Annotated in this window: 14 protein-coding genes and 1 tRNA gene; 4 read left to right on the top strand and 11 right to left on the bottom strand. The window is 49.2% G+C overall.

Translation table 11 applies throughout. The annotated features are described in order from the left end of the window. Nucleotides 1-249 precede the first annotated feature (249 nt). Complete coding sequence (locus tag AC1RVX_RS16380) at nucleotides 250-2,853, bottom strand: TonB-dependent receptor (protein WP_493217666.1); 2,604 nt, start codon at nucleotides 2,851-2,853, stop codon at nucleotides 250-252. A gap of 402 nt (nucleotides 2,854-3,255) precedes the next feature. Between AC1RVX_RS16380 and AC1RVX_RS16375 the strand changes: the two genes are divergently transcribed. Further along, nucleotides 3,256-3,345 (top strand) — tRNA-Ser (locus tag AC1RVX_RS16375). A gap of 174 nt (nucleotides 3,346-3,519) precedes the next feature. Here the strand turns inward: AC1RVX_RS16375 and AC1RVX_RS16370 are convergent. After that, nucleotides 3,520-4,986, bottom strand: a complete 1,467-nt coding sequence (locus AC1RVX_RS16370; RefSeq protein ID WP_493217665.1) for an alkaline phosphatase family protein — start codon at nucleotides 4,984-4,986, stop codon at nucleotides 3,520-3,522. Between the two features lie 754 nt (nucleotides 4,987-5,740). Here AC1RVX_RS16370 and AC1RVX_RS16365 point away from each other — a divergent pair. Continuing rightward, nucleotides 5,741-7,516 (top strand): GGDEF domain-containing protein, encoded by a 1,776-nt coding sequence (locus AC1RVX_RS16365; protein WP_493217946.1) that lies wholly within the window; start codon nucleotides 5,741-5,743, stop codon nucleotides 7,514-7,516. 71 nt (nucleotides 7,517-7,587) lie between these two features. On the opposite strand, the gene serS is transcribed toward AC1RVX_RS16365, so the two are convergent. The 7 genes from serS to AC1RVX_RS16330 form a co-directional block, all read right to left on the bottom strand. Continuing rightward, entirely contained in the window at nucleotides 7,588-8,883 is a 1,296-nt protein-coding gene (gene serS, locus AC1RVX_RS16360) for a serine--tRNA ligase (protein ID WP_493217664.1), read from the bottom strand. Between the two features lie 164 nt (nucleotides 8,884-9,047). Then, nucleotides 9,048-11,021, bottom strand: a complete 1,974-nt coding sequence (locus AC1RVX_RS16355; protein WP_493217663.1) for a hypothetical protein — start codon at nucleotides 11,019-11,021, stop codon at nucleotides 9,048-9,050. A gap of 3 nt (nucleotides 11,022-11,024) precedes the next feature. Next, a complete protein-coding gene (locus tag AC1RVX_RS16350) occupies nucleotides 11,025-12,752 on the bottom strand; it encodes an Hsp70 family protein (protein WP_493217662.1) in 1,728 nt (575 codons plus the stop codon). 212 nt (nucleotides 12,753-12,964) lie between these two features. Beyond that, complete coding sequence (locus AC1RVX_RS16345; RefSeq protein WP_493217661.1) at nucleotides 12,965-14,422, bottom strand: DUF4139 domain-containing protein; 1,458 nt, start codon at nucleotides 14,420-14,422, stop codon at nucleotides 12,965-12,967. A 60-nt stretch (nucleotides 14,423-14,482) separates the two neighbouring features. Further along, on the bottom strand, nucleotides 14,483-15,790 hold the full coding sequence (locus AC1RVX_RS16340; RefSeq protein WP_493217660.1) for a replication-associated recombination protein A: 1,308 nt from the start codon (nucleotides 15,788-15,790) through the stop codon (nucleotides 14,483-14,485). Further along, on the bottom strand, nucleotides 15,791-16,444 hold the full coding sequence (gene lolA, locus AC1RVX_RS16335) for an outer membrane lipoprotein chaperone LolA (protein WP_493217659.1): 654 nt from the start codon (nucleotides 16,442-16,444) through the stop codon (nucleotides 15,791-15,793). It abuts the gene before it with no gap. Nucleotides 16,445-16,471: 27 nt separating this feature from the next. Next, a complete protein-coding gene (locus AC1RVX_RS16330; protein ID WP_493217658.1) occupies nucleotides 16,472-18,808 on the bottom strand; it encodes a DNA translocase FtsK in 2,337 nt (778 codons plus the stop codon). 306 nt (nucleotides 18,809-19,114) lie between these two features. Here AC1RVX_RS16330 and trxB point away from each other — a divergent pair, with 306 nt between their 5' ends. Further along, the gene (trxB, locus tag AC1RVX_RS16325) at nucleotides 19,115-20,059 is read left to right on the top strand and encodes a thioredoxin-disulfide reductase (RefSeq protein WP_493217657.1); all 945 of its coding nucleotides are present in this window, start codon (nucleotides 19,115-19,117) and stop codon (nucleotides 20,057-20,059) included. Between the two features lie 26 nt (nucleotides 20,060-20,085). Further along, nucleotides 20,086-20,721: a Smr/MutS family protein gene (locus tag AC1RVX_RS16320; protein ID WP_493217656.1), complete on the top strand. Its 636-nt coding sequence runs from the start codon at nucleotides 20,086-20,088 to the stop codon at nucleotides 20,719-20,721. Between the two features lie 38 nt (nucleotides 20,722-20,759). Here the strand turns inward: AC1RVX_RS16320 and AC1RVX_RS16315 are convergent, their stop codons facing one another. Together AC1RVX_RS16315 and AC1RVX_RS16310 are read right to left on the bottom strand one after the other, a co-directional pair. Beyond that, complete coding sequence (locus AC1RVX_RS16315; RefSeq protein WP_493217945.1) at nucleotides 20,760-21,872, bottom strand: ABC transporter substrate-binding protein; 1,113 nt, start codon at nucleotides 21,870-21,872, stop codon at nucleotides 20,760-20,762. A gap of 85 nt (nucleotides 21,873-21,957) precedes the next feature. Further along, complete coding sequence (locus AC1RVX_RS16310) at nucleotides 21,958-22,296, bottom strand: P-II family nitrogen regulator (protein WP_186946701.1); 339 nt, start codon at nucleotides 22,294-22,296, stop codon at nucleotides 21,958-21,960. Between the last annotated feature and the right edge of the window lie 31 nt (nucleotides 22,297-22,327).

Genomic DNA, 22,327 nt, shown 5'->3' with positions numbered 1-22,327 from the left:
TTTTTTATCCGCTGTAGTCTGACATTTTTTCACGCGCCATATGGATCGCATGCTCTCTGGCTCAGGCATTTTTATTGCATGGGAAACCATGCATACCACGAGCCATTCTTAACAAAACAGGGAGTCTTGTCACGACAGCGTGAACAAAACCCCCAAGATCAAAACATAGCATTGCAAGATTTACCCCCGATACTTCGTGCCACAGCGTCAAACACCGGGAACAGTATCTATCGGAGTTATTTCATGCAATCAAACTTTCCAGCGCAAAGACAGGCCGATGGTACGATCATAACGACGTATATCACGTGGATTACTTGGTATGGCATGGTAATCATGATAAGCACGGTCCAGCATATTTTCCATATCCAGGGTGACATTCAAACTGTCACTGATCTTGTAAGAGATGGAACCATCCAGGGTCTTGATAGGTGCCACGATCAGATCAAAACCCAAACCACGATAATTGAAGGTATCAACAAATTTGTCGCGCCAGCTATAAGCCAGGCGAGCAGATATACCATTCTTTTCATACAGGCCGACCACGTTATATGACAGTTTGGACATACCAGCAAACGGACTGCTGACGCCAGTCGCATCTGTCAGATCACCCTGCATGTAAGTAACATTTGCCTGCAGCCCGAAACCACTCATCCAGCCTGGCAATTTGTCATAAAATTGCTGATACGAGAATTCAGCACCTTGCAAACGACCGGTGGACAAATTGCGCGGACGATTGACATCATAGACAATGTTGTTATAAGTTTCCTTGGTTGTACCCCAGACGATATAGTTCTTGAAATCATGCCTGAACAAGGTCGCTGTAACAGAACCGGTCGGTGCAAAATACCATTCCAGGGCTGCGTCAAAATTATGCCCTTCTATTGGCTTCAGGTCCGGGTTACCACCAGAGCCTGTGGCCATCACCGTCGTGCTTGGCACGTTGTAGGACACACCGGGATTGAATTGATCAAAGGCAGGACGCTGTATCGATTTGCCTGCAGTAAAGCGGGCAATCAGGTCTGATCTCAAACTGCCTTTGAGAGTAAAATTCGGCAACACATCGGTGGAAGAAGGTTCACTGGTGACAGCATTCAACACTCCATTTGTTTGCGAAAAACCATGCAATGAAGATTCTGTTTTAACCACACGCAAACCGGCAGTACCTTCAAATGGAACCGTACCCAGGTTAAAACCATAACGCATCTTGCCGTACGCAGCATAGGTATTTTCCTGGTTGTTATAGTAAGACAAAGGGTCTTCAACAGTTGCTGCGCCAGTGCCGTTAAACATCTTGCGAACGGCAGTGATATTGTCATGCAAATAGCTGGCGCAAGGTGTCAACCATTGCGTGAGACCATAGTCGCCCGCCATGGGTGATGACGCACAAGCAAGACCAGGAACCGAACTGGCATTGATGTTCGATGGTGCCGGGATAAAACCATTCAACTCATGTGCGTAAGATGCAGTACGCTTGGCGATACGCACACCAGTACTCAGTTCCTTAAAAAAGCCTTCATTCTCTGGATTGTAAATTGCATCGGCACGCCAGTCTGTCGAACGGCCTTCCGAATGACTATGATTATCAAACAAAGTCGCAACCCGGTAATTTTTCGGGTCCATCATGTTATAACCCGGGTAATAGAATTGCGCCCCGCCATTTACATAAGTATTACCTATCACGCTGGGTGGTGATGCAATAAAATCCATGATAGGAAATTCTTGTCGCCAGTTGCTGATAGTACGGGCCAACTCTGTCGTGACACGCAGTTGCGGTGTTGCATCCCAGCGTGCACCTATCGCCCCCTGAGTACCAATGGAATAATCACGTGGCGCCTGGGTTGATGCCAATGTAAATGGATTTGTATTGATCGACGTAACCGTAGCTGCCTGATTGGTACCTGGTATCAGCGACACTGCAGGGTTACCGCCCCAGCCCAGATCAGCCACAAAGAACTGCCTTTGCGCATCATGATCAATACGGGTGGACATTCCTTCTGCATACAATTCAAATTCAGAATTCGGACGCCATTGTGCGGCGAAATTACCTGCAAGGCGTTTGCGATCACCGGTATACAAGACGTGACCCAATGAATCTGGACCGCTAATGCCATTTGCACGATTGACTGGTGGAGAATTCCAGGTCACTTCATCACTGTAATGACCATCCTGATAGGATAAACCTACCAGCGCACCAATTTCACCATAACCGGTTTTCCAGCGATTTGACACCATGCCACTGACATTAGGGTCATTGGTTTTTGCCTTGTCACGATTTTCTATACGGGCAGACACATTAGAAGAGAAATCCTTGAAATCAAAAGGACGGCTAGTGCGTACGTCAATCACACCGGCAGTACCACCTTCCACCATATCTGCACCTTGTGTTTTGTAGACATCCACACGTGACAACATGGCAGTAGGAATATCCGCCAAATACAGGCTACGACCGGAAGACGTATACATTTCACGCCCATTAAGCAAGGTCACCAGGCCAGGCAAACCACGCACGATGACAGTATTAGCCTCGCCAAATTGACGCAGGATCTGCACACCAGTCACACGACCTAAAATTTCTGCCACATTTTTATCGGGAAATTTACCAGCTTCATCGGCTACAATAGAATCAACCACTTCATCTGATTTCATTTTGATCATCTGTGCGCTTTGTGCAGATTTGCGCACACCAGTGACCGTTACAGTAGCTTCATCCGATTTGGCTGCAGGGGCAGCGTCTTGTGCCCAGACTGAAGCGCCGCTGAGGATGCCTGCACTGGCAAGCGTTGCTACGGTAGCCTTCAAAGTAAATTGACGGCAAGTCATGGCCTTACCCTGGCCAGGTAATTGAGATTTCATATGTCTCCAGTATAATTTTAGTTTTTCGTTTCGGGGTCTGGCACTTGAATTACATGCTCTGACTTCATCTTAAGCTGCCCCTAAAAATCTCTCCAATCATATTTTCGGCATTTTCGATATCGTTTTTGGTATTGCACTTTACATATTTTCATTCCCTTTACAGAGAGTATTGACCCCGCACGCCACCTACACAAAAGTCACTTGCTGCATTAAGAAATAATCCAGGTAGCTTTTGTATGTGTACAAATTAAGACAGCAAAAACATCACGCATCACCCAGCTTGCAAAATCGCCACCAACAGCTTTGAATTGGCAACCACCTCGCAAAAAACACAGGCATTTTGATTTAGGCAATTTTCTTGCTATAATTGAGAGCTTCGCTTTCAAAGCGAACAACCAAGCCGGAGAGGTGGCAGAGTGGTTGAATGTACCTGACTCGAAATCAGGCGTAGTAGCAATACTATCGGGGGTTCGAATCCCCCCCTCTCCGCCAGAAATGCGAAAAAGCCCTTGAAAATCAAGGGCTTTTTCTTTTTAATTTAATTTTCTGTGAAACTGCTTGGCGTGTATGCGTACGAGTATTTCGCACACATCCTAAAAATTCATCAGTAATGTTTAATGGATTAGCTTCAACCTGATATTACTTTTGGAAATCATGGATCCAAGTTTACCTGCCCAGAAAATCCTTCAGCTTGCCCGTGACGAACGACATAGCCTGGCCTGCGTTTTTGTGGTCTGGGACTTCAGGCAAAATGCCGTTGACAAGATTCTCGATGTGACACTCGATTGATTCGCATACACCCTCAATATGTCTGACCGCGTCCAATGGTGGCAAATGCGTTGCGGCTTCGTGCAGCGCCTTCTGAAATCCGTTAAGAGGCGCATCAAGTGCTGCCTGTAGTTCCGTTGGCGTAACGATGTATGACAAAGGTGTAACTGCTTCTGGTCCGTTGTTGCTTGGCGAATCCAAATTCAGAACGTTTTCCAAATCTGGTGCCACTGCATCGCGATTGGTTAAGGAGCCTCCTAAACTAAAACACTTCCGTATCGTTGCAATAATCGACGTATGATCGAAAGGATAATTCTGATCGGCATTCGGAAAGATACCATCTGAAACACTGCGCAAAACTGTTCCTGGTTTAATGTAAGGCGAAACGATGACAGCGGGAACGCGTACCCCGTATCGGTCGAAACCAAATGGTTGAGGGTTAGCACTATCTGGCGCAACAGCTGGTGGCGGTGCCACATGATCGAAACAGCCGCCGTGCTCATCGTAAGTGATGATTAGGAGTGTTTTTTTCCATGTAGGGGCACTCCGTACTGCGTTGTACACGTCGGCAATAAGCTCTTCCCCCAATCCCACATGATGCGGCGGATGTTGATCATTAGGTAGTTTCAGATCTGGAAAATAACGCGGCTCAATGAACGAGTAAGCTGGCAGCGCGCCGCTTTTTGCATCGCCTTTGAATGTATCAAATTGCTGGAAACGTTCCATATGAGGCCACAAATTACTCAGTGTGAGCGCATGTGGGAAATCGTGAAAATAAATTTTCCACAACTTCCCGAACTCATTTAGCCGGTTGAATATAGTGTTAGCTAAATATGGGAAATGGGCAGGTGAATTATTTTGATATCCTCCTGCGGTCGCCGTATGCGCAAAAAAGCGGTTAGGCCAAGTCTGACATGGCGCAGACGCAAACCATTGGTCGCACACGGCAAAACTTTTTGCCAACCGACTAATAACGGGCACTTGCATCTCATTGTAATAATGCATTATGGATTCCGGTTTGTAGTCTGCAGCCGACTGCTCGTGCTGCCGAACATAATTGTTCACGAACCCATTCATTGCCGGAGGCAAGTTTCCTGGTTTGCTATCCAGGCCAAACAACTGCATATTGATATCGTCCCACAATTCACCTGGATCGGGATTGGGGTTTGACATGGCGGCGGAGTCCAATGTGCCACTGTTCCAGACCGGGATATCCCCCCCGCCATGAAGTGGATTGGTTTCCGACTTGGTCAGACCATTGAAATTGGGACTGTGAGGATAGAGGTCGCCAAGCATGCTATCAAACGAACGGTTTTCGAGCATAAGAACGACGATGTGTTCAATGTTGCCGGCCAGACTAGTCATGTTTCCCCCTGTTGATACGTTATGAACGTTTGTATTCGAGGTGCCTGATGGCATATCATCGGACAGACATTTTCCGATTATTGCATTTTATGAATCGAATAAATTATAGGTGTAACACTTCGTTATATACAATGTTAAATTGTCTTTAGTAATGATCAATCTTCACGATAATGTTGTTTTTTAATCAAATGTCGCTATATAAGGGCGCAAGCACTCCGCATCACCCAAGTCAGTAGAAAGAAAGAGCCGACCGTGCGGATTTTGCGCAGCGCTTAGTTGCCCTGAATGTTGCCCCAACCCCGCTGGCGCAGGCTCGTTACTGGTCTTAAGGTTCTGAAGCGTTTGAGGCGACTTGTTCTATTGCTCCAATGAGTAATTTTCTTGACCAACGTCAGCACTTGCTTAAATAAAAGTTATAAAAATGCCCCCAATACGGGTTCTTCCCTAGCATTGATTTTTATTGGTCGCCTTCATTACTCATGCAAATTTAACTCGTTTAGATTGCCACCCATCAAACACCCTGACATGAACATGTCACAAAGCAACATTATATTTAGGTAGTGTGAGGTATCGTGCGCCGGTTGTGGCTGCGGTGCTGGTTGTTTGCTTGCTTTTGCTTGTTTAATGGGAATTCGCATCAATGGAAAGTTGTTTAGCGGGAGATAATGTGGATTATTTGCCTCAGCATATGCATCAACCTGAATTTCAGGTGGTGCCACCTGTCAGTCAATTAGGCTCCCATACCGATGCGCTGATGCTGACGCAATTGCAGCGTATTATTGAGCAGCGTTTGCTGACTGCGCGTTTCCAGCCCATCGTGCAAATGCAGCATGGTGATATTCTGGGATATGAAGGTTTGATACGTGGGCCGTCTGATAGCCCTTTGCATTCGCCGGTTAACTTATTCAAAGCAGCCTGGGAAAATAATCTGACAGTAACGGTGGAGCATTTGTGCCGCCGCATAGTGCTTGAGCAGTTTGCAGCCCAAAATTTACCAGGCAAACTATTTTTAAATGTCAGCCCTGAATGTCTGTTGCAAAGAGATGTGCGTTATGGCGAAACGCTGGATTACATCCATGAACTTGGCATCAACCCAGAACGCGTCATCATAGAACTGACGGAATACCAACCCACCCACGATTATGCCTTGCTGTGTGAGGCGGTCGTCCATTATCGTGAAATGGGTTTTGAAATTGCCATTGATGATCTGGGCGAAGGATTTTCCAGTCTGCGTTTATGGTCAGAACTGAAGCCGGAATATGTCAAGATCGACATGCACTTCATTCAGGGCATAGACCATGATCCGGTGAAGGCACAGTTTGTACGGTCCATACAAAGCATTGCTGAAAAATCTGGCACACGTGTCATTGCTGAAGGTATAGAAACACAGGCTGAATTAATGGCGGTGCGTGATCTGGGTGTGGCTTGCGGCCAGGGTTATCATATCGCCCGCCCACATCCAACACCTGCACGCGCCGTATCTGCCGAAGTTGCACGCATATTGACAACAAACCAGTACCAGGCAGGACGCCGCTCTCCTAACACATTTGAACAGTCAGCCACTGTAGAGAAAATACTGAAGACGCCGCCGACGATTTCTTCACGCATGCTGAACAATCAGGTGGACGATATTTTTTTGCAAAACCCAAAACTGCAAATTGTGCCGGTGGTGGATGATGGTTTGCCAGTAGGCCTGATCAATCGTTACCACATGATTGATCGTTTTGCCCGCCCCTATCAGCGCGAGCTGTATGGCAAAAAGCCCTGCACGGTGTTTATGGATGCACACCCTATTATCGTCGATAAAAATACCAGCATGCAGGATGTCAGCCACATCATTGTGGAAGCCAATCCAGATCACCTGATCAACGGCATCATCATCACCGATCAGGGGCGTTACATAGGTCTGGGCACCGGCCCGGACCTGATGCGCGAGATTACGCAAATGCAGATCAATGCAGCACGCTATGCCAATCCCCTGACGCAATTACCTGGCAACGTACCCATTAACGAACACATTGATCAGTTGCTGCAAAAGGAACAGGCATTCTGCGCTTGCTATTGCGACCTGGATCACTTCAAACCCTTCAACGATGTATACGGTTATCGTCGCGGTGACGACATCATTCAGATGACGAGCGAAGTGCTGAAGCAGCATTGTGACCCGCAGATGGATTTTATCGGCCACATCGGTGGTGATGATTTTATTATCCTGTTCCGCAGTGAAGACTGGGAAGCACGCTGCCAGGACATACTGCATAGCTTTGCCCAGGCCATTCGTGATTTTTACAGCAATGAAGACCGGGAAAGAGGCGGTTATCTCAGTGAAGACCGTCAAGGTAAAAAAGTATTTTATCCACTGGTCAGCCTGTCGCTGGGCGTAGTGAAATCACGCGCAAACAAATACTATTCGCACCACCAGATTTCGATAGCGGCATCAGATGCCAAGAAGCAGGCGAAAAAGATACACGGTAACAGCCTGTTTGTTGACCGCCGCTCCGAGATGGAATTATTGCTGGTACAAGCCTGATTCAACATATCGCCCAATAAAAAACCCTGCATGACCAAGAAGCCATGCAGGGTTTTTAACGATTAGCAGAATCAGCCAGCGATTTGCAATTTTTCTATGCCGCCCATGTAAGGGCGCAAGGCTGTCGGGATGACGACAGAACCGTCAGCTTGCTGATAATTTTCCAGCACAGCGACCAGGGTGCGGCCCACTGCCAGAGCAGAACCATTCAAGGTATGCACCAGTTCCGGCTTGCCCTGAGCATTGCGGAAACGTGCTTGCATGCGGCGTGCCTGGAAATCAAACATATTCGATATGGATGAAATTTCGCGATAGGTGTTTTGTGCCGGCAACCAAACTTCCAGATCGAAGGTCTTGCAGGCACCAAAACCCATGTCGCCAGTACACAGACTGAGCACGCGGTAAGGCAGTTCCAGTTTTTGCAGAACAGCTTCGGCATGGCCTACCATTTCATCCAGGGCTTCCATGGATTTTTCTGGGTGGACAATCTGTACCATTTCGACTTTATCGAATTGATGCTGACGGATCATGCCGCGTGTATCACGGCCATAGCTGCCGGCTTCAGAACGGAAACACGGTGTATGTGCAGTCAGTTTCAATGGCAACACATCAGCCGCCAGAATTTCATCACGCACGGTATTGGTCAAGGTCACTTCGGACGTAGGGATCAGGTACAGGGTTTCGCCCTCACCTTCCTGGCCACCTTTTTTAACCGCAAACAGGTCTTCTTCAAACTTTGGCAACTGGCCGGTACCGCGCATGGAATCGGCATTCACCATGTAGGGTGTATAGACTTCGGTGTAACCATGTTCCTGCGTCTGCATGTCGAGCATGAACTGGGCCAGTGCCCGGTGCAGGCGAGCCATGCCACCCTTCATGACAGAAAAACGGGAACCCGTCAACTTGACGGCGGTATCAAAATCCAGACCCAGGGCAGAACCGATATCTACATGGTCTTTGATTTCAAAATCAAAGCTGCGTGGCGTACCAAACTTACGCACTTCGACATTGCCGCTTTCGTCATTACCGACAGGCACGGATTCGTGTGGCACATTGGGTATGGTCTGCAAAAAAGCCGTCATTTTTATCTGAATTTCAGACAGGCGTACTTCTGATGCTTTCAACTCTTCGGGGATGCTGGCGACTTCAGCCATGACTGCGGAAGCGTCTTCGCCTTTGCTTTTGAGATTGCCGATCTGTTTGGACAAGGTATTGCGCTTGCCTTGCAGTTCTTCAGTGCGGGACTGGATTTGCTTGCGTTCTGCTTCGAGGGCGTTAAAGCTGTCCACATCCAGCTGAAATTTACGGGTAGCCAGGCGTGCTGCCACGTTGGCGATGTCTTTGCGCAGGAGTTGAATATCTATCATGATCTAAAATACAGGTTAAATGCTGATTGAATGCCGGTCAGCCGATAATGCCGACATATAAGCGAATCGGGTATTGTATCAAGGGACGGGCGTTTTCCCTAAAATTAGCCCATGGCAAAATAGGAAACTATACGTTTACCGTATGTAAAAGGTCAATAAAACAATTAAATGGCCGAGGTACAAGCTGGTATTTTTTCCCTGTCACAGAGCTGTTGCAGCCAAATTTTTGCCTGTTTATTATTATTTTTAACAGCTTTTTTATACCATTCAACAGCGGTTGAAGTCTGCATGCTCACACCACCCAAGCCTTGCTCATAAGCACGTCCATACAGTCCCTGTGCAGGACCATTACCCTTTTGTGCGGCCCTGGATAACCACAACACTGCCTTGTCTTCGTCTTTTTTCAAGCCGTATTGACCGAACCAGTATAGTTGACCCAGGGTACTTTCTGCCCCTACCTGTCCCTGCTCAGCCGACAAGGTCAGCCATTTGACAGCTTCGGCCTTGTTGGCTTTCACGCCTATACCTTTTTCATACAAGGCAGCCAATTTAAGCTGTGCAACACCACTACCTTTTTCGGCTGCTTTTTTATACCAGTTGAAAGCTTCTATGGGGTTTTTATCTACACCCTCACCATTAAGCAAATCGTCACCTACCAGGACAATTGCACTATCCTTGCCCTGCTCAGCTGCCAGAGCAAACCAGCGATGTGCTTCCTTGGTATTTTTTTCGACCTTATTGCCGACAAAATACAACCAGCCAAGCTGGTAAGAGGCATCTTTGTCGCCTTTATCTGAGGCTTGCTTCCATAGTTTTAGCGCCTCACCGACGTTCACCTGCTGGCCATTTCTTCCCAGGAAATAATCATTGGCATGGAGTGACAGCCCAGCTGCCTTGGTATGATCATAGACTGGCTTCTGCGGTTGAAATTGCGCATAATTATTGGTCGATGAAGTCCCACCTAATCCCAGCAACAGTTTCAGGATCGTAATCGCAATAATCAATGAAAATACCTTATTGTTCAAAATCCAGTTGGATGCAGGGGCTGGCGGTTTGCCGATGACACTGCCTATGCTTTTTGGCTGTCCATCGTCTGACGCGGCAGACACGTCACGGTACTGTGTCATTTCATTGTAGGTCTTACGCCATTCGCGTATATTGCTGACCTTGGTCACCAGCGACATCCAGCTTGGGAACAGGTTCATCATCTGTTCCATTTGTGGCAAATTAACTTCCAGGTAATCAACGCCAGGAAATTCGTCAGACCTGGCCTTGCGGATCAAGGCTAGTTGTTTGTTTTGGATTTTTTTGCTTTTTTCATTAAAGACGGCCAATTCTGTCAAGGCGCGATCCAGAATAAACGCACGAGTATCCAGACTTAACAGGCGCTGCTTGTCTTTGTTCCAGTCAAACAAACGCAAGGCAGCATCAAACAATTCGCCATCACCAGTGTGCCAACCTGAAAGAAGATAACGGGCCACGCCACATTCAAACAAATGACGCGCTTCGACCTGTATCAGGCGCTCATCATTAAGCGCTGCTTCCAGTGCGATGCTGGCATGGTTTGCTGCATCTGCGGTATCACGCAATTGCAGACGCATTTGTTCAAATACGGCTTGTGCTATTGCTTCAGGGCTGGGCAAGGAAGGTACATCAGCTTGCGCGGCAAATTTTATACGCACCGGCGTCTCAGCATCTGGCTGTGGTTTTACGTCAACATCAGGCTCATCCGGCTCCGGCGCATTTTCTTCGGGCAGATGCTTGGCGACAGGTTCACTTTCCTGCTCTGGCGACATTAGTGCTGGAGTCGGGGCCGGAGTCAGCGAAGGAACCTGATCTGATATCGGCGCTGCTGGTTGCTCATGAATGATTGCCTCTGCGGTTTCGTCCGCAGCGGCATCTGGAGCTTCATTCTCAGCTTCGTCTTCTGCTTCAGTTTTCTCCCAGCGTTCATACAGGCTTTTATTTTGCAGCCACTGCAAGGCATGTTCATAGGATTCGCGCAGAGCCTGAAAACCACCTGGGTCATTTTCCTGGTCGATTTTTTTTAGCGCTTTGGCATAGGCGCGTTTGACATCACGCTCAATCGCGTCACGGGTAAGCTCATGTTCTTTGAAAAAAAGTGGCAGATACGACATGGCTTAATTGGGTTGCGGGTCAAAGTCAGTATGCAAATGTGTATCTTTTTCGATCTGGTGTAAGAGTTCGGAGAATTTTTTCAAGGCTGGATTGATCAGGCGTGTATTCTGGCTTTCGACCACAGCTTCAAATTCACTGATCTGTACCGCCAGCCAGCTACGTGCATTACCACGCAAGGTTTCGTAAATGCGATCGGCGCGTGCCAGCGCGGTGCGTACTTCCAGCGTATCACGCGGGTGCATCTTGATTTTTTCCAGCTCGGCAAAACGTTGCTTGATTTCTTCATCAGTCAACATGCCGGGATTGCCCTGAATGACGATGGAATGCGTTTCCTGGGTCTTGACCAGTGTCGCCTGCACTTCCAGCAAGCCATTGACATCATAGGTAAAACGCACGTCAACACCATTTTCGTCGCGCGGCAATGGTGCCAGCTTCAGGTTCAGGGTACCCAGATGGATATTGTCTTTCACCAGACGAGATTCGCCCTGATAAATTTCCAGCATCAACTTGACCTGTCTGTCTTCGACAGGAAAGAAGCGTTGCACACGGCTGACTGGCACTGCCGTATTGCGCTCAATCACCGGAGAAAAATGGCCTTTGGCATTGCGGCCATCAGCCAAAGAAATTGCCACTTCTACACCCAGGGAATAAGGTGAAACATCCGTCATCACCACTTCATCCAGCGCAGCATCTTTCATCTTCAGGCCAGCCTGCACGGCGGCACCCATGGCCACAACCTCATCCGGATTAATGTCACTGGCAGGGAAACGGCCAAACATCAGTGTTACCAGGCGCTTGATCAGAGGCATGCGTGTAGCGCCACCGGCCAGCACGATACTGTCCAGTTGGTTACTGCGTAGATTGGTGTCTCGCAAAGCGCGTTCTACCGGATCACGCATGCGCTTGAGTAAGGGGGCGCAGATTTTATCTAGCGCAGTTTCATCCAGATCCAGTTCCAGGTCGCGCTCGCCTACATGCATTTTGACTTGTGCAGTCTGCGCCGTGGTCATGACGCGCTTGGCGTTTTCAGCTGCTGCAGTCAGGCGCTGCATGAACGCGGCGTCATTGCGTTTTTCCACATTCAAATCATGGCGCTGGAAAAACAGGTCAACGATGGCATTGGTGATATCTTCGCCACCCAAGTAATTGTCACCAGCAGACGCCCTGACTTCCATGACGCCTTCAAACAGCTCAAGAATAGAAACGTCAAAGGTACCGCCACCCAAATCAAATACCAGGAAACGTGACTCACCATCAATCTGGTGCATGCCATAGGCGAGTGCCGCAGCTGTTGGTTCGTTGAGCAGGCGATCAACTTTTAAGCCGGCAAGCTGCCCTGCTGCCCGGGTCGCCTTGCGTTGTGCATCAGAAAAATAGGCGGGGACGGTAATGATGGCTTCGGTGACTGGTTCCCCCAGAAAGGCTTCTGCATCGGCCTTCAGAGCCTTTAAAACAAAGGCAGACAGTTCTTCAGCCCGAAACTCGCGTTTGCCCAGTTGTATTTTCTTGTCGCTACCCATATAACGTTTAAACACAGCCACCGATTTATCGGGATGTGTTTGCAGGCGTTCTCTTGCGGCCTTGCCGACCAGGATAGTTCCGTCCTGATCCAGACTGACGCAGGAAGGTGTCAGGGTGTCGCCCAAACCATTTGGTATTAATTGTGCCTTGCCATCACGCCAGACAGCGACCAGGCTGTTGGTGGTTCCCAAATCGATACCAATGATCATACGCAATCAACTCCAAACTGATGTGTAGGACTTATTCATACCAAAGCAAAACGGTCTGAACAACTCGCCAAAGCTTCATAAAATAAACCAGATTGCCTGTTTGTGGCAAACAAAACAAGCAAACAGGGTCCGTTTCTACCTTGTCATAAGGCAAAAACGGACCCTGCGAAACAACAAAAACTGACGATGATCAATAACAGTTCAATGCCAAATCAGTAACGGACTACGCTACGATAGACCAGCTTGGTACTGCCTTCTGCCGGTACGCTGATCTTCCAGACTGCCGTATTGCTGGCACCTTTGATATAAGGATGGCTGCTGCTCAGCACTTGCCAGTCACCTGGCATAGGCTCTTGCACGGTCACGACAACGGCTTCTTTCTTGGCATTTTTCAGCACCAGTTCATAGGCACTTTCGAATACATAATTGTATTTACCTGTGCCAGAAAGCTTTTTGAAATCCGTCTGTTTCTTGTCTGCCGTCACATCAAAAGCCTCACCCAGTTTCAGGCGTACTTTTTCATTCTTGGGTGTGTGATCAACACTGTCTTCACCAATGAACTGGGCATTGCCTGATACATCTTTTTTATACACGCGCACTATGCCTTTTGGTAAGGGCATGCCTAAATGCGAGGCTTCTTTATTATCGAATTCGACAAAGACGCCTATCTTCATTTTCTGGCCAAGATCGCCGTAGCTGCTTTGGTAGTAATAGTCGCTGCCGGCCAATAGCAATTCCTTGCGTGCCGGGACACCAGATGCGGTCAGCAAGGCCACTTGCTTGGTCTGGTTTTCTGCAATTGTGGTTGGCCTGTCCAGGGTATACAAGTGATACTCAAACAAAGACTCTTCAGCCATCGCCTTTCTCGCCAACAATGGCTTGGCGCTTTCCATTCTGACCGCACTACCAGTTACTTCCACCCTTTGCGTCACTTGATGCACATCACCAGCCACCAGTTGCAATTTGGCATTGCTGTATGTCGTGCCACTGGTGTTACCCAGTGTCACCCAGCCAGAGATATCCAGTTTGTCATCAGCGGGATTGAGTTCAACCACATAATCAGCTTTCCATGACAGGCCACCGGTCAGGTAACTCAATTCCACATCCTGCTGCTGTGCACCGGTGTTATCCAGCGCCATGACCAAGGTTGGCCGGTCACGCAGATTGGCGGGTACATCGGGGTAAATGATACGACCGCCTGGCAAACCGGTTTCTATGCGGTCACCTATTTTCAATACCACACCACTATTGGCAGACAAGACCTGGGCCGTCTCTGTGGTCTCAACACCAGTTGCCGGATTAGTGCGGACGATATTGACATTGCGCCCTACATATTTTTCCAACAATTTTTGCGGTGTCAGCAAGTCAAAATTAAAATTCTGTTCAACGACGGACAAACTGCCGGGCGCTGTCAGGCTGCGCAGCAAGGCAGTTTCTGGACGCATCCTGGCACTAACATCGCGAAACGCCAGCGCCGTAGCACCGCGCTTCAACTGCAGTTTGCGCTGGTCTTTGACCAGGGCCAGGTTTTCATTGTAAATCGTGACAGCAACCTCTTTCTGGTCTGCCAGCGTACTGCGCTGCTCTTCTGTCTGGGCATACGCACTTCCAACCAAAGACAATAACAACAGGCTTGCTGTAAATGAACGCACAACAACTGGTTTATGCATGACAAATCCTTGATAAAAAGTTGGCACAGCGAATATAGCTATCGACAGATGTAACGTGCACTACTTGGCCTGATCATCCAGGCTGCGCAGATAGGCAAGTTTTTCTGCAATCTTGATTTCCAGCCCACGCGGTACCGGGTGGTACCATGATTCATTCTCCAAACCTTCGGGCAGATAGGTTTCACCGGCGGCGTAAGCGTCTGGTTCGTCGTGGGCATAGCGATACAATTTGCCATAACCCAGTTCCTTCATGAGCTTGGTCGGCGCATTGCGTAAATGTTCGGGTACCACGCGAGATTTGTCTTTGGCAATCATGGCGCGCACAGCATTGTAGGCTTTATAGACGGCATTCGATTTCGCCGCGCAGGCCAAATAAATGACTGCTTCTGCCAATGCCAGTTCACCTTCGGGCGAACCCAGTCTTTCATAGGTTTCTGCTGCATCCAGACAAATGCGCAAGGCACGTGGATCAGCCAAACCAATATCTTCAGACGCCATGCGTACGATGCGTCTGGCCATATAGCGTGGGTCGGCACCGCCATCGAGCATGCGTACCAGCCAATACAAGGCAGCGTCAGGATTAGAACCACGCACCGATTTATGCAGGGCAGAAATCTGGTCATAAAAGGCGTCGCCACCTTTGTCAAAGCGGCGCAGGGCATCGCCCAGGCATTCACCCAGCAAGCCCTGGTCTACTGTATCCAGATGTTTGGCGACCGCTGCGTGCGCAACGATGTCGAGGTTGTTGAGTAATTTGCGCCCATCGCCGTCCGCACTGGACACCAGGCTGGCCATGGCTTCTGGTGTCAGTGACAAGCCATCCAGTTCACGCTCGCAGGCCCGCGCGACCATGGCGGCCAGGTCTTCATCCGTCAATGATTTCAGTACATAGACTGAAGCACGCGATAGCAAGGCGCTATTGACTTCAAACGAGGGGTTTTCTGTGGTGGCACCGATGAAGGTGAAGAGACCACTTTCCACATGCGGCAAAAAAGCGTCTTGCTGGCTCTTGTTGAAGCGATGCACTTCATCGACAAACAGGATGGTTCTGCGGTGTGAGGTCGCCTGCAAGATCTGGGCGCGCTCCACCGCTTCACGGATGTCCTTGATGCCGGATAATACTGCTGACAAGGCGATGAATTCACACAGGAAAGCATCTGCCATCAGGCGTGCCAGTGTGGTCTTACCCACGCCTGGCGGGCCCCACAGTATCATCGAATGCGGCTCACCCGACTGGAAGGCCACGCGCAGCGGCTTGCCTTCACCCAGAATATGCTGCTGGCCGATGACATCATCCAGCGTAGCCGGACGCATGCGTTCAGCCAGTGGTGCGGGTTTCTTGCGCGGATTGTTGTGTAGCGTATTCATTTACTGGCGGAATACGTCAGCACCGGCGGGTACGACAAACTTGAACTGATCAGGCTTCAGCGTTGGATTTTTTTCCAGGTTCTTCAAGGTCAGCACAGAGAACTGACCAAAGTTGTCGCGCAATTCCAGTGCTACAGGCAAGCCATCTTTCATGCCTATGCCTATGTGTTCAAATTGTGAATCCTTGGCCTTGGGTGTGGCTTCCAGCCATTCCAGGCCCTGTTTGTTACCGACTTCCTTGAAGCTGAAGTTTTTGTCCAGGTCTGCTGCACCGGCGCTACCGAACAGAATGGCGGCAGGGCTGGAACCCAGGGCATTGCCCAAGGGGCGTATGGTGACCTGATTCAAATCTTTGTCGTAGATGTAGAGCTTGTCGCCATCGGCCTGCAACACTTGTTCATACGGTTTGACATAAGCCCAAATAAATTTACCTGGACGGGCAAAGACGAAATTACCCGTGGCGGTCTTGCTTATTTTGGAAACACCGTCGACCACTTTGACTTGCTGCTGGGTAAATTCACCCTTGGCGCTTTTGTTGTTGGTAACAAATGCCTTGAACTGTTCAACGGCGGCTGCCGATGCCAATGCAGGCATCAGTGCCAGTGCCATTGCACCTGCCGCCAGTTTTGCCATCATGCTAGTTTGTTTCTTCACTGAATATCCTGTTCTACTATTCGGTTGCTATTCTGTATTCCCTGCTGGTACCAGGATTTCGCGGTTACCATTCGACTGCATGGTAGATACGACACCGCTTTGTTCCATTTGTTCCAGCAAACGGGCGGCGCGATTGTAACCGATACGTAAATGTCTTTGCACCAGCGAAATGGAAGCGCGGCGGTTCTTGAGCACCACGGCCACTGCCTGATCATACAGGGCATCGGCTTCACCACCGCCAGCACCAGCACTCTCACCACCTGCCTCACCGCCCTCTTCCAGCGTACCGCCTTCGAGTATGCCTTCTATATAATTCGGTTCACCCTGTGATTTCAAATATTCAACCACGCGATGCACTTCTTCATCTGACACAAAAGCACCGTGGACGCGGATAGGCAAGCCTGTGCCTGGCGGCATGTAGAGCATATCGCCCATACCAAGCAAGGCTTCTGCCCCCATCTGGTCAAGAATCGTGCGCGAGTCTATCTTGCTGCTGACCTGGAAGGCGATACGGGTAGGAATATTCGCCTTGATCAGGCCGGTAATCACGTCCACTGACGGCCTTTGTGTCGCCAGAATCAAATGCAGACCGGCAGCGCGGGCTTTTTGGGCAATACGGGCAATCAGTTCTTCCACCTTTTTACCAACGACCATCATCAGATCAGCCAATTCGTCGATGATGATGACGATGGTAGGTAGTTTTTCCAGCGGTTCCGGCGCATCTGGCGTCAAACTGAAGGGATTGGGAATATGCACCTCTTTGCGTGCTGCTTCGGCAATCTTGGTGTTATAACCTGCCAGATTACGCACACCAAGCTTGGACATCAGCTTGTAGCGGCGTTCCATCTCACCCACCGCCCAGTTCAGGGCATGGCCGGCCTGGCGCATGTCGGTGACCACTGGTGCCAGCAAATGCGGTATGCCTTCGTACACCGACATTTCCAGCATTTTTGGATCGATCAGTATCATGCGTACATCATTGGGATCTGACTTGTATAACAATGACAGGATGGTCGCATTGATACCCACAGACTTACCGGAACCGGTCGTACCCGCCACCAGCAAATGCGGCATCTTGGCAAGATCAGCACAGATAGGGTGACCGCCAATATCCTTACCCAAAGCGACAGTCAGGCTGGATGTACTGTCGTTATAGACTTTGGAACCCAGGATTTCAGTCAGGCGTACAATCTGGCGTTTTGGATTGGGCAATTCCAGGCCCATGTAATTTTTACCGGGTATGGTTTCAACCACGCGTATCGATGTCAGCGACAGGGAACGCGCCAGATCACGCGCCAGGTTGACGATCTGGCTACCTTTGACGCCGGTAGCCGGTTCAATTTCATAGCGGGTAACCACAGGGCCCGGATAAGCTGCCACCACCTTGGCATCGACACCAAAATCCGAGAGTTTTTTCTCTATCAGGCGGCTGGTGAATTCCAGCGTCTGTATGCTGACTGTTTCCTGTACCGGGGGTGGTTCATCCAGCAAGGATAATGGCGGCAAATTGGTATCTGGCAGTTCGTTGAACAAGGATACCTGTTTTTCTTTTTCTACCCGTTCAGAACGCTGTACGGCAACCACTTGCGGTTCTATGCGTATCGGTGCAGCTTCCACGATCTTGGCACGTTCTTGCACTACAACCTCTTCGCGCTTGACGGCGGCAGTCTGACCGACGCGGCGGTCTTCTGCATCTGCATGTTTGTTTTGCACAAAGACAAACACAAATTCTATGCCACTGCCTATGCGTTCAGCAATCGTCAACCACGATACGTGGAAATACAGGCTGATACCCAGTGCAATCATTAACAACAGCAGCAGCGTCGCACCAGTAAAACCTAAAGCAGCAAATGCTGCATTGCCTATCAATTCACCCAGTACGCCTCCGGGTGCCAACGGCAAGGCAATCTTCAGACTATGCATGCGCAAATATTCCAGGCCCATACTGCCAGCCAGCAGCAAAGCAAAACCTATCGCTTCTGCTAGGATTTGTGGAAAACCAACTTCCGCTTCAGGTTCTGGGTTCAACTTCACTTTTTGCGATAGCTTGTGGTATGACTTCCAAACCTGGCGGCAGGCCCCAACGCACCACCACCACGCTGACGCACCAAATACATAAAACAGGACGTCAGACAGCCAGGCACCGAACTTGCCGGCGATATTGTGTACCTTAGGTATGTCGATAGACCTGGACCAGCCTGGATCACGTGTTGAATAAGTGGCCAGTATCAGTACCAGACACACGCAGAACGCGGCCAGCGCTATCCACCTGGCTTCCATCAACAACACGACAAAGCGATTGGGCGGTGCTGCAGGCGCTGCGGCTTTATTGCTTCGCGTATAAGCTTCGTTACTTGTAGTCATAAAACTGGGAAAACCTCATACAGTCAGCTATCAAAAACTGACAAGATAGCATGATAGCCCGTCTGCGCCAAACAAGTGGGCTGTAACAGTTGAAACAAAGTCACTCCTCCAGAACCACGCCATCCCGCCAAAGCTGCCTGACGACCCTGCCATGGATAGTCTATAATTTACGCTTATCACAGAATAGCGATGCAAAATCGGCAAAAATACTTGAAATTCGCCTGAAAATCGCCATCTCTACCGCATATTGATCACTTAACCATCCAGCCTTTCGCTTAACTCGCTTAACTTTTTTTCAGGTCAGCTATGTCCACACCCAAACACGCTCACGTATTAATTCTTGGCTCTGGCCCTGCCGGCTATTCTGCTGCCGTATATGCAGCCCGCGCCAACCTGAACCCGGTGCTGATCACCGGTGTCGAGCAAGGCGGCCAATTGATGACCACCACCGACGTGGAAAACTGGCCCGCCGACCCCATGGGTGTGCAGGGGCCGGAATTGATGCAACGCTTCCTGCAACATGCAGAGCGCTTCAATACCGAAATCATTTTTGATTACATCCATACCGCCAAGCTGGATGAAAAACCGATACGCCTGATCGGTGACCAGGCGCAATATACTTGTGATTCATTGATCATCGCTACTGGCGCGTCTGCCCAATACCTGGGTCTGCCGTCTGAACAGGCTTTCATGGGTAAAGGCGTTTCAGCTTGCGCCACCTGTGATGGTTTCTTTTATCGTGGCAAAGAAGTGGCTGTGGTGGGTGGTGGCAATACAGCGGTGGAAGAAGCGCTGTACCTGTCAAATATCGCCAGCAAGGTCACTGTTATCCATAGGCGCGACAAGTTCCGTGCCGAAGCCATCCTGATCGACCGACTGATGGCCAAAGTGGCTGAAGGCAAGATCGAAGTCAAATGGAACCACACCCTGGATGAAGTTGTCGGTGATGAATCAGGCGTGACCGGCATCAAGGTCAGGGCAGCAGATGGTACAGTGACACCTGTCACCGTACACGGTGTTTTCATCGCAATTGGTCATAAGCCCAATACCAGCATTTTTGAAGGCCAGCTGGAAATGCATAATGGTTACATCAAAACCCGCACCGGTACTGAAGGCATGGCAACTGCCACCAACGTACCTGGCGTGTTTGCTGCAGGTGACGTGCAAGACCATGTGTACCGTCAAGCCATCACCAGTGCCGGCACAGGTTGCATGGCAGCGCTGGATGCCCAGCGCTTTTTGGAAGAATAAGACCAGCCAGGTCAGGAAAGTATCACATGTCGTCTTTTAAAAGCCTTGCTGACCTGAAATCACTCAGTCAGCAATTAAAACAGCAAGAAGAAAGCCGGCAACGTGCAGAAGCATTGCGTCTTGAGCGGGAAAAGAAAGCCAGGGAAGAGGCAGACATTTTCCGCTCCAGCGTGGGTACGATAGCACCTCTGAAAATTGCGGCAAAACACAATCCGGTACCGGCGCGCCCTGAGCCTCTGCCCTTCCAGCATTTGGCAGATGAGCAGGCGGCATTGCAGGAATCGCTGTCTGATGAATTCGATGCCGACTCCCTGCTAGAAACGGATGAAAATCTCAGTTATACCCGCACTGGCGTCGGCCAGGATGTCGTCAGAAAACTCAGAAAAGGTCATTGGGTGATACAGGCGCAACTTGATCTGCACGGCCTGCGCCGCGATGAAGCACGGGATAGTCTGGGAGAATTTTTACGCAAATGTATGCGTAATGGCACACGTTGCGTACGCATCATCCACGGCAAGGGCTTAGGGTCTGTCAACAAGGAACCCGTACTCAAGCAAAAGGTCAGGAACTGGCTGATACAGAAAGATGAAGTATTGGCGTTTAGCCAGGCGACTGCTGCGGATGGCGGTTCTGGTGCCCTGATCGTGCTATTGAAAGCATAGTCAAGGCACTTAGAACATAAGTTCTATTGCTACCTTACTTAATTGCGGAACTTCTTGTCTTTTGAAATAACGGTCATATCAACATATTTTGAACCGTTATGATTGGAAGGCGAGAAGTTAACATCAAAACCGCCAACGTCATAGCTACTACGATTGATGGTCTCCAGTGCAGTAAGAAATTTCTCTCTGGTTAGTGCTGGTCCGGCCCGTTTCAAGCCTTCAACAAAAACCTTTGCCGCAACATATCCCTCAAGGCTGGAAAAATTCAAATTCTTGACCCCAGCCTTTTCAAGATTTTTTGCATACTCACCAACAACCGGGACAGAGGATGACCAAGGGAAAGGAACTACTTGAGAAATCACTACCCCTACCCCATCCTTATCCAGAACATCTGCCAACGCCTGACTACCCACAAATGAAACATTGTAGAACATCCCTGTGTACGAAGCCTTATGCATTTCCCTGATCAACGCGCTGCTGGCAGCATAGGTACTGATTTGTATGATGGCATCGGGACGCTTGGGTAATAATTTGCTGACTGCTGCCGCCACGTCCACGCTGTTTCTTTCAACCGTTGCGGTTTCGGTAATCTGCAAATTTCTTTTCTTCATCGCAAGCTCAACACCAGCAAGACCTGTCTTGCCATAAGCATCGTTTTGATAGAAGACTGCAATATTTTTTTGACCAAGATTGGCGAGACGATCTACCAAATATTCGGTCTCATCAAAATAACTTGCCCGGATATTGAAAATTTGCCGGTTGAATGGTTCACGCAGAGATAGCGCACCACTGAAGGGGGCAAAAAACGGTACTTTTGCATGCGTAAAAATCGGCAAGGCAGCATTACTGGTTGGCGTACCTACATATCCAAACAAGGCAAATACACCGTCATTTTCGATCAGGGCCTTGGTATTGGCAGCAGCAGCGTCCGCCTCATATTTATCATCCTTCTGGATGATTTCAATCTTGCGTCCGTACACACCACCTGTCGCATTGATCTGGTCAAAATAAGTCTTTGCACCCAGGTTCAACTGTATGCCAAGTTGTGCAGCAGGCCCACTAAAGGCAGCAGATTGACCAAGCAAAATTTTCTTGTCAGTGACACCGGTTTCAGCATGAACATGTGTCATCGCCATTACTGCCAATGCCATCCCCATCGTGGACTTGGCCTTTGCTTTTACAAAGCCTGCAAATCCAGCTTTCACAAGCTGCTTTAATTTATCCAGCCTCTTCATATTAAACCGCGTCAGATCCCGTCTCGCCCGTACGAATTCGTATTACTTGCTCGACATTTTGAACAAAAATTTTCCCGTCACCGATCTTGCCGGTGTGGGCTGCCTTGATAATCGCGTCGACTACATTATCAGCAATATTGTCATCGACCACAACTTCCACCTTGATCTTGGGCAAAAAATCGACAACATATTCTGCACCGCGATACAGCTCTGTATGCCCCTTTTGCCGACCAAATCCTTTTACTTCAACCACGGTCAAACCAGTGACTCCGACATCTGCAAGGGCTTCACGTACTTCGTCGAGTTTGAAGGGTTTGATAATGGCGGTAATTTGTTTCATTTCGCTCTCCTTAAATATGGCGATGTTAATT

The organism is Undibacterium sp. GW821-FHT11B02, from assembly GCF_058808955.1.
This window is presented reverse-complemented; position numbering and strand designations above follow the sequence as displayed.

Coding starts and splice junctions, on each gene's coding strand:
- AC1RVX_RS16370 (WP_493217665.1), bottom strand. CDS start 4,986: ATGACTAGTCTGGCCGGCAACATTGAACACATCGTCGTTCTTATGCTC.
- serS (WP_493217664.1), bottom strand. CDS start 8,883: ATGATAGATATTCAACTCCTGCGCAAAGACATCGCCAACGTGGCAGCA.
- AC1RVX_RS16330 (WP_493217658.1), bottom strand. CDS start 18,808: ATGACTACAAGTAACGAAGCTTATACGCGAAGCAATAAAGCCGCAGCG.
- AC1RVX_RS16340 (WP_493217660.1), bottom strand. CDS start 15,790: ATGAATACGCTACACAACAATCCGCGCAAGAAACCCGCACCACTGGCT.
- AC1RVX_RS16345 (WP_493217661.1), bottom strand. CDS start 14,422: ATGCATAAACCAGTTGTTGTGCGTTCATTTACAGCAAGCCTGTTGTTA.
- AC1RVX_RS16365 (WP_493217946.1), top strand. CDS start 5,741: ATGCTGACGCAATTGCAGCGTATTATTGAGCAGCGTTTGCTGACTGCG.
- AC1RVX_RS16355 (WP_493217663.1), bottom strand. CDS start 11,021: ATGTCGTATCTGCCACTTTTTTTCAAAGAACATGAGCTTACCCGTGAC.
- trxB (WP_493217657.1), top strand. CDS start 19,115: ATGTCCACACCCAAACACGCTCACGTATTAATTCTTGGCTCTGGCCCT.
- AC1RVX_RS16350 (WP_493217662.1), bottom strand. CDS start 12,752: ATGATCATTGGTATCGATTTGGGAACCACCAACAGCCTGGTCGCTGTC.
- AC1RVX_RS16310 (WP_186946701.1), bottom strand. CDS start 22,296: ATGAAACAAATTACCGCCATTATCAAACCCTTCAAACTCGACGAAGTA.
- AC1RVX_RS16320 (WP_493217656.1), top strand. CDS start 20,086: ATGTCGTCTTTTAAAAGCCTTGCTGACCTGAAATCACTCAGTCAGCAA.
- AC1RVX_RS16315 (WP_493217945.1), bottom strand. CDS start 21,872: ATGGCATTGGCAGTAATGGCGATGACACATGTTCATGCTGAAACCGGT.
- AC1RVX_RS16380 (WP_493217666.1), bottom strand. CDS start 2,853: ATGAAATCTCAATTACCTGGCCAGGGTAAGGCCATGACTTGCCGTCAA.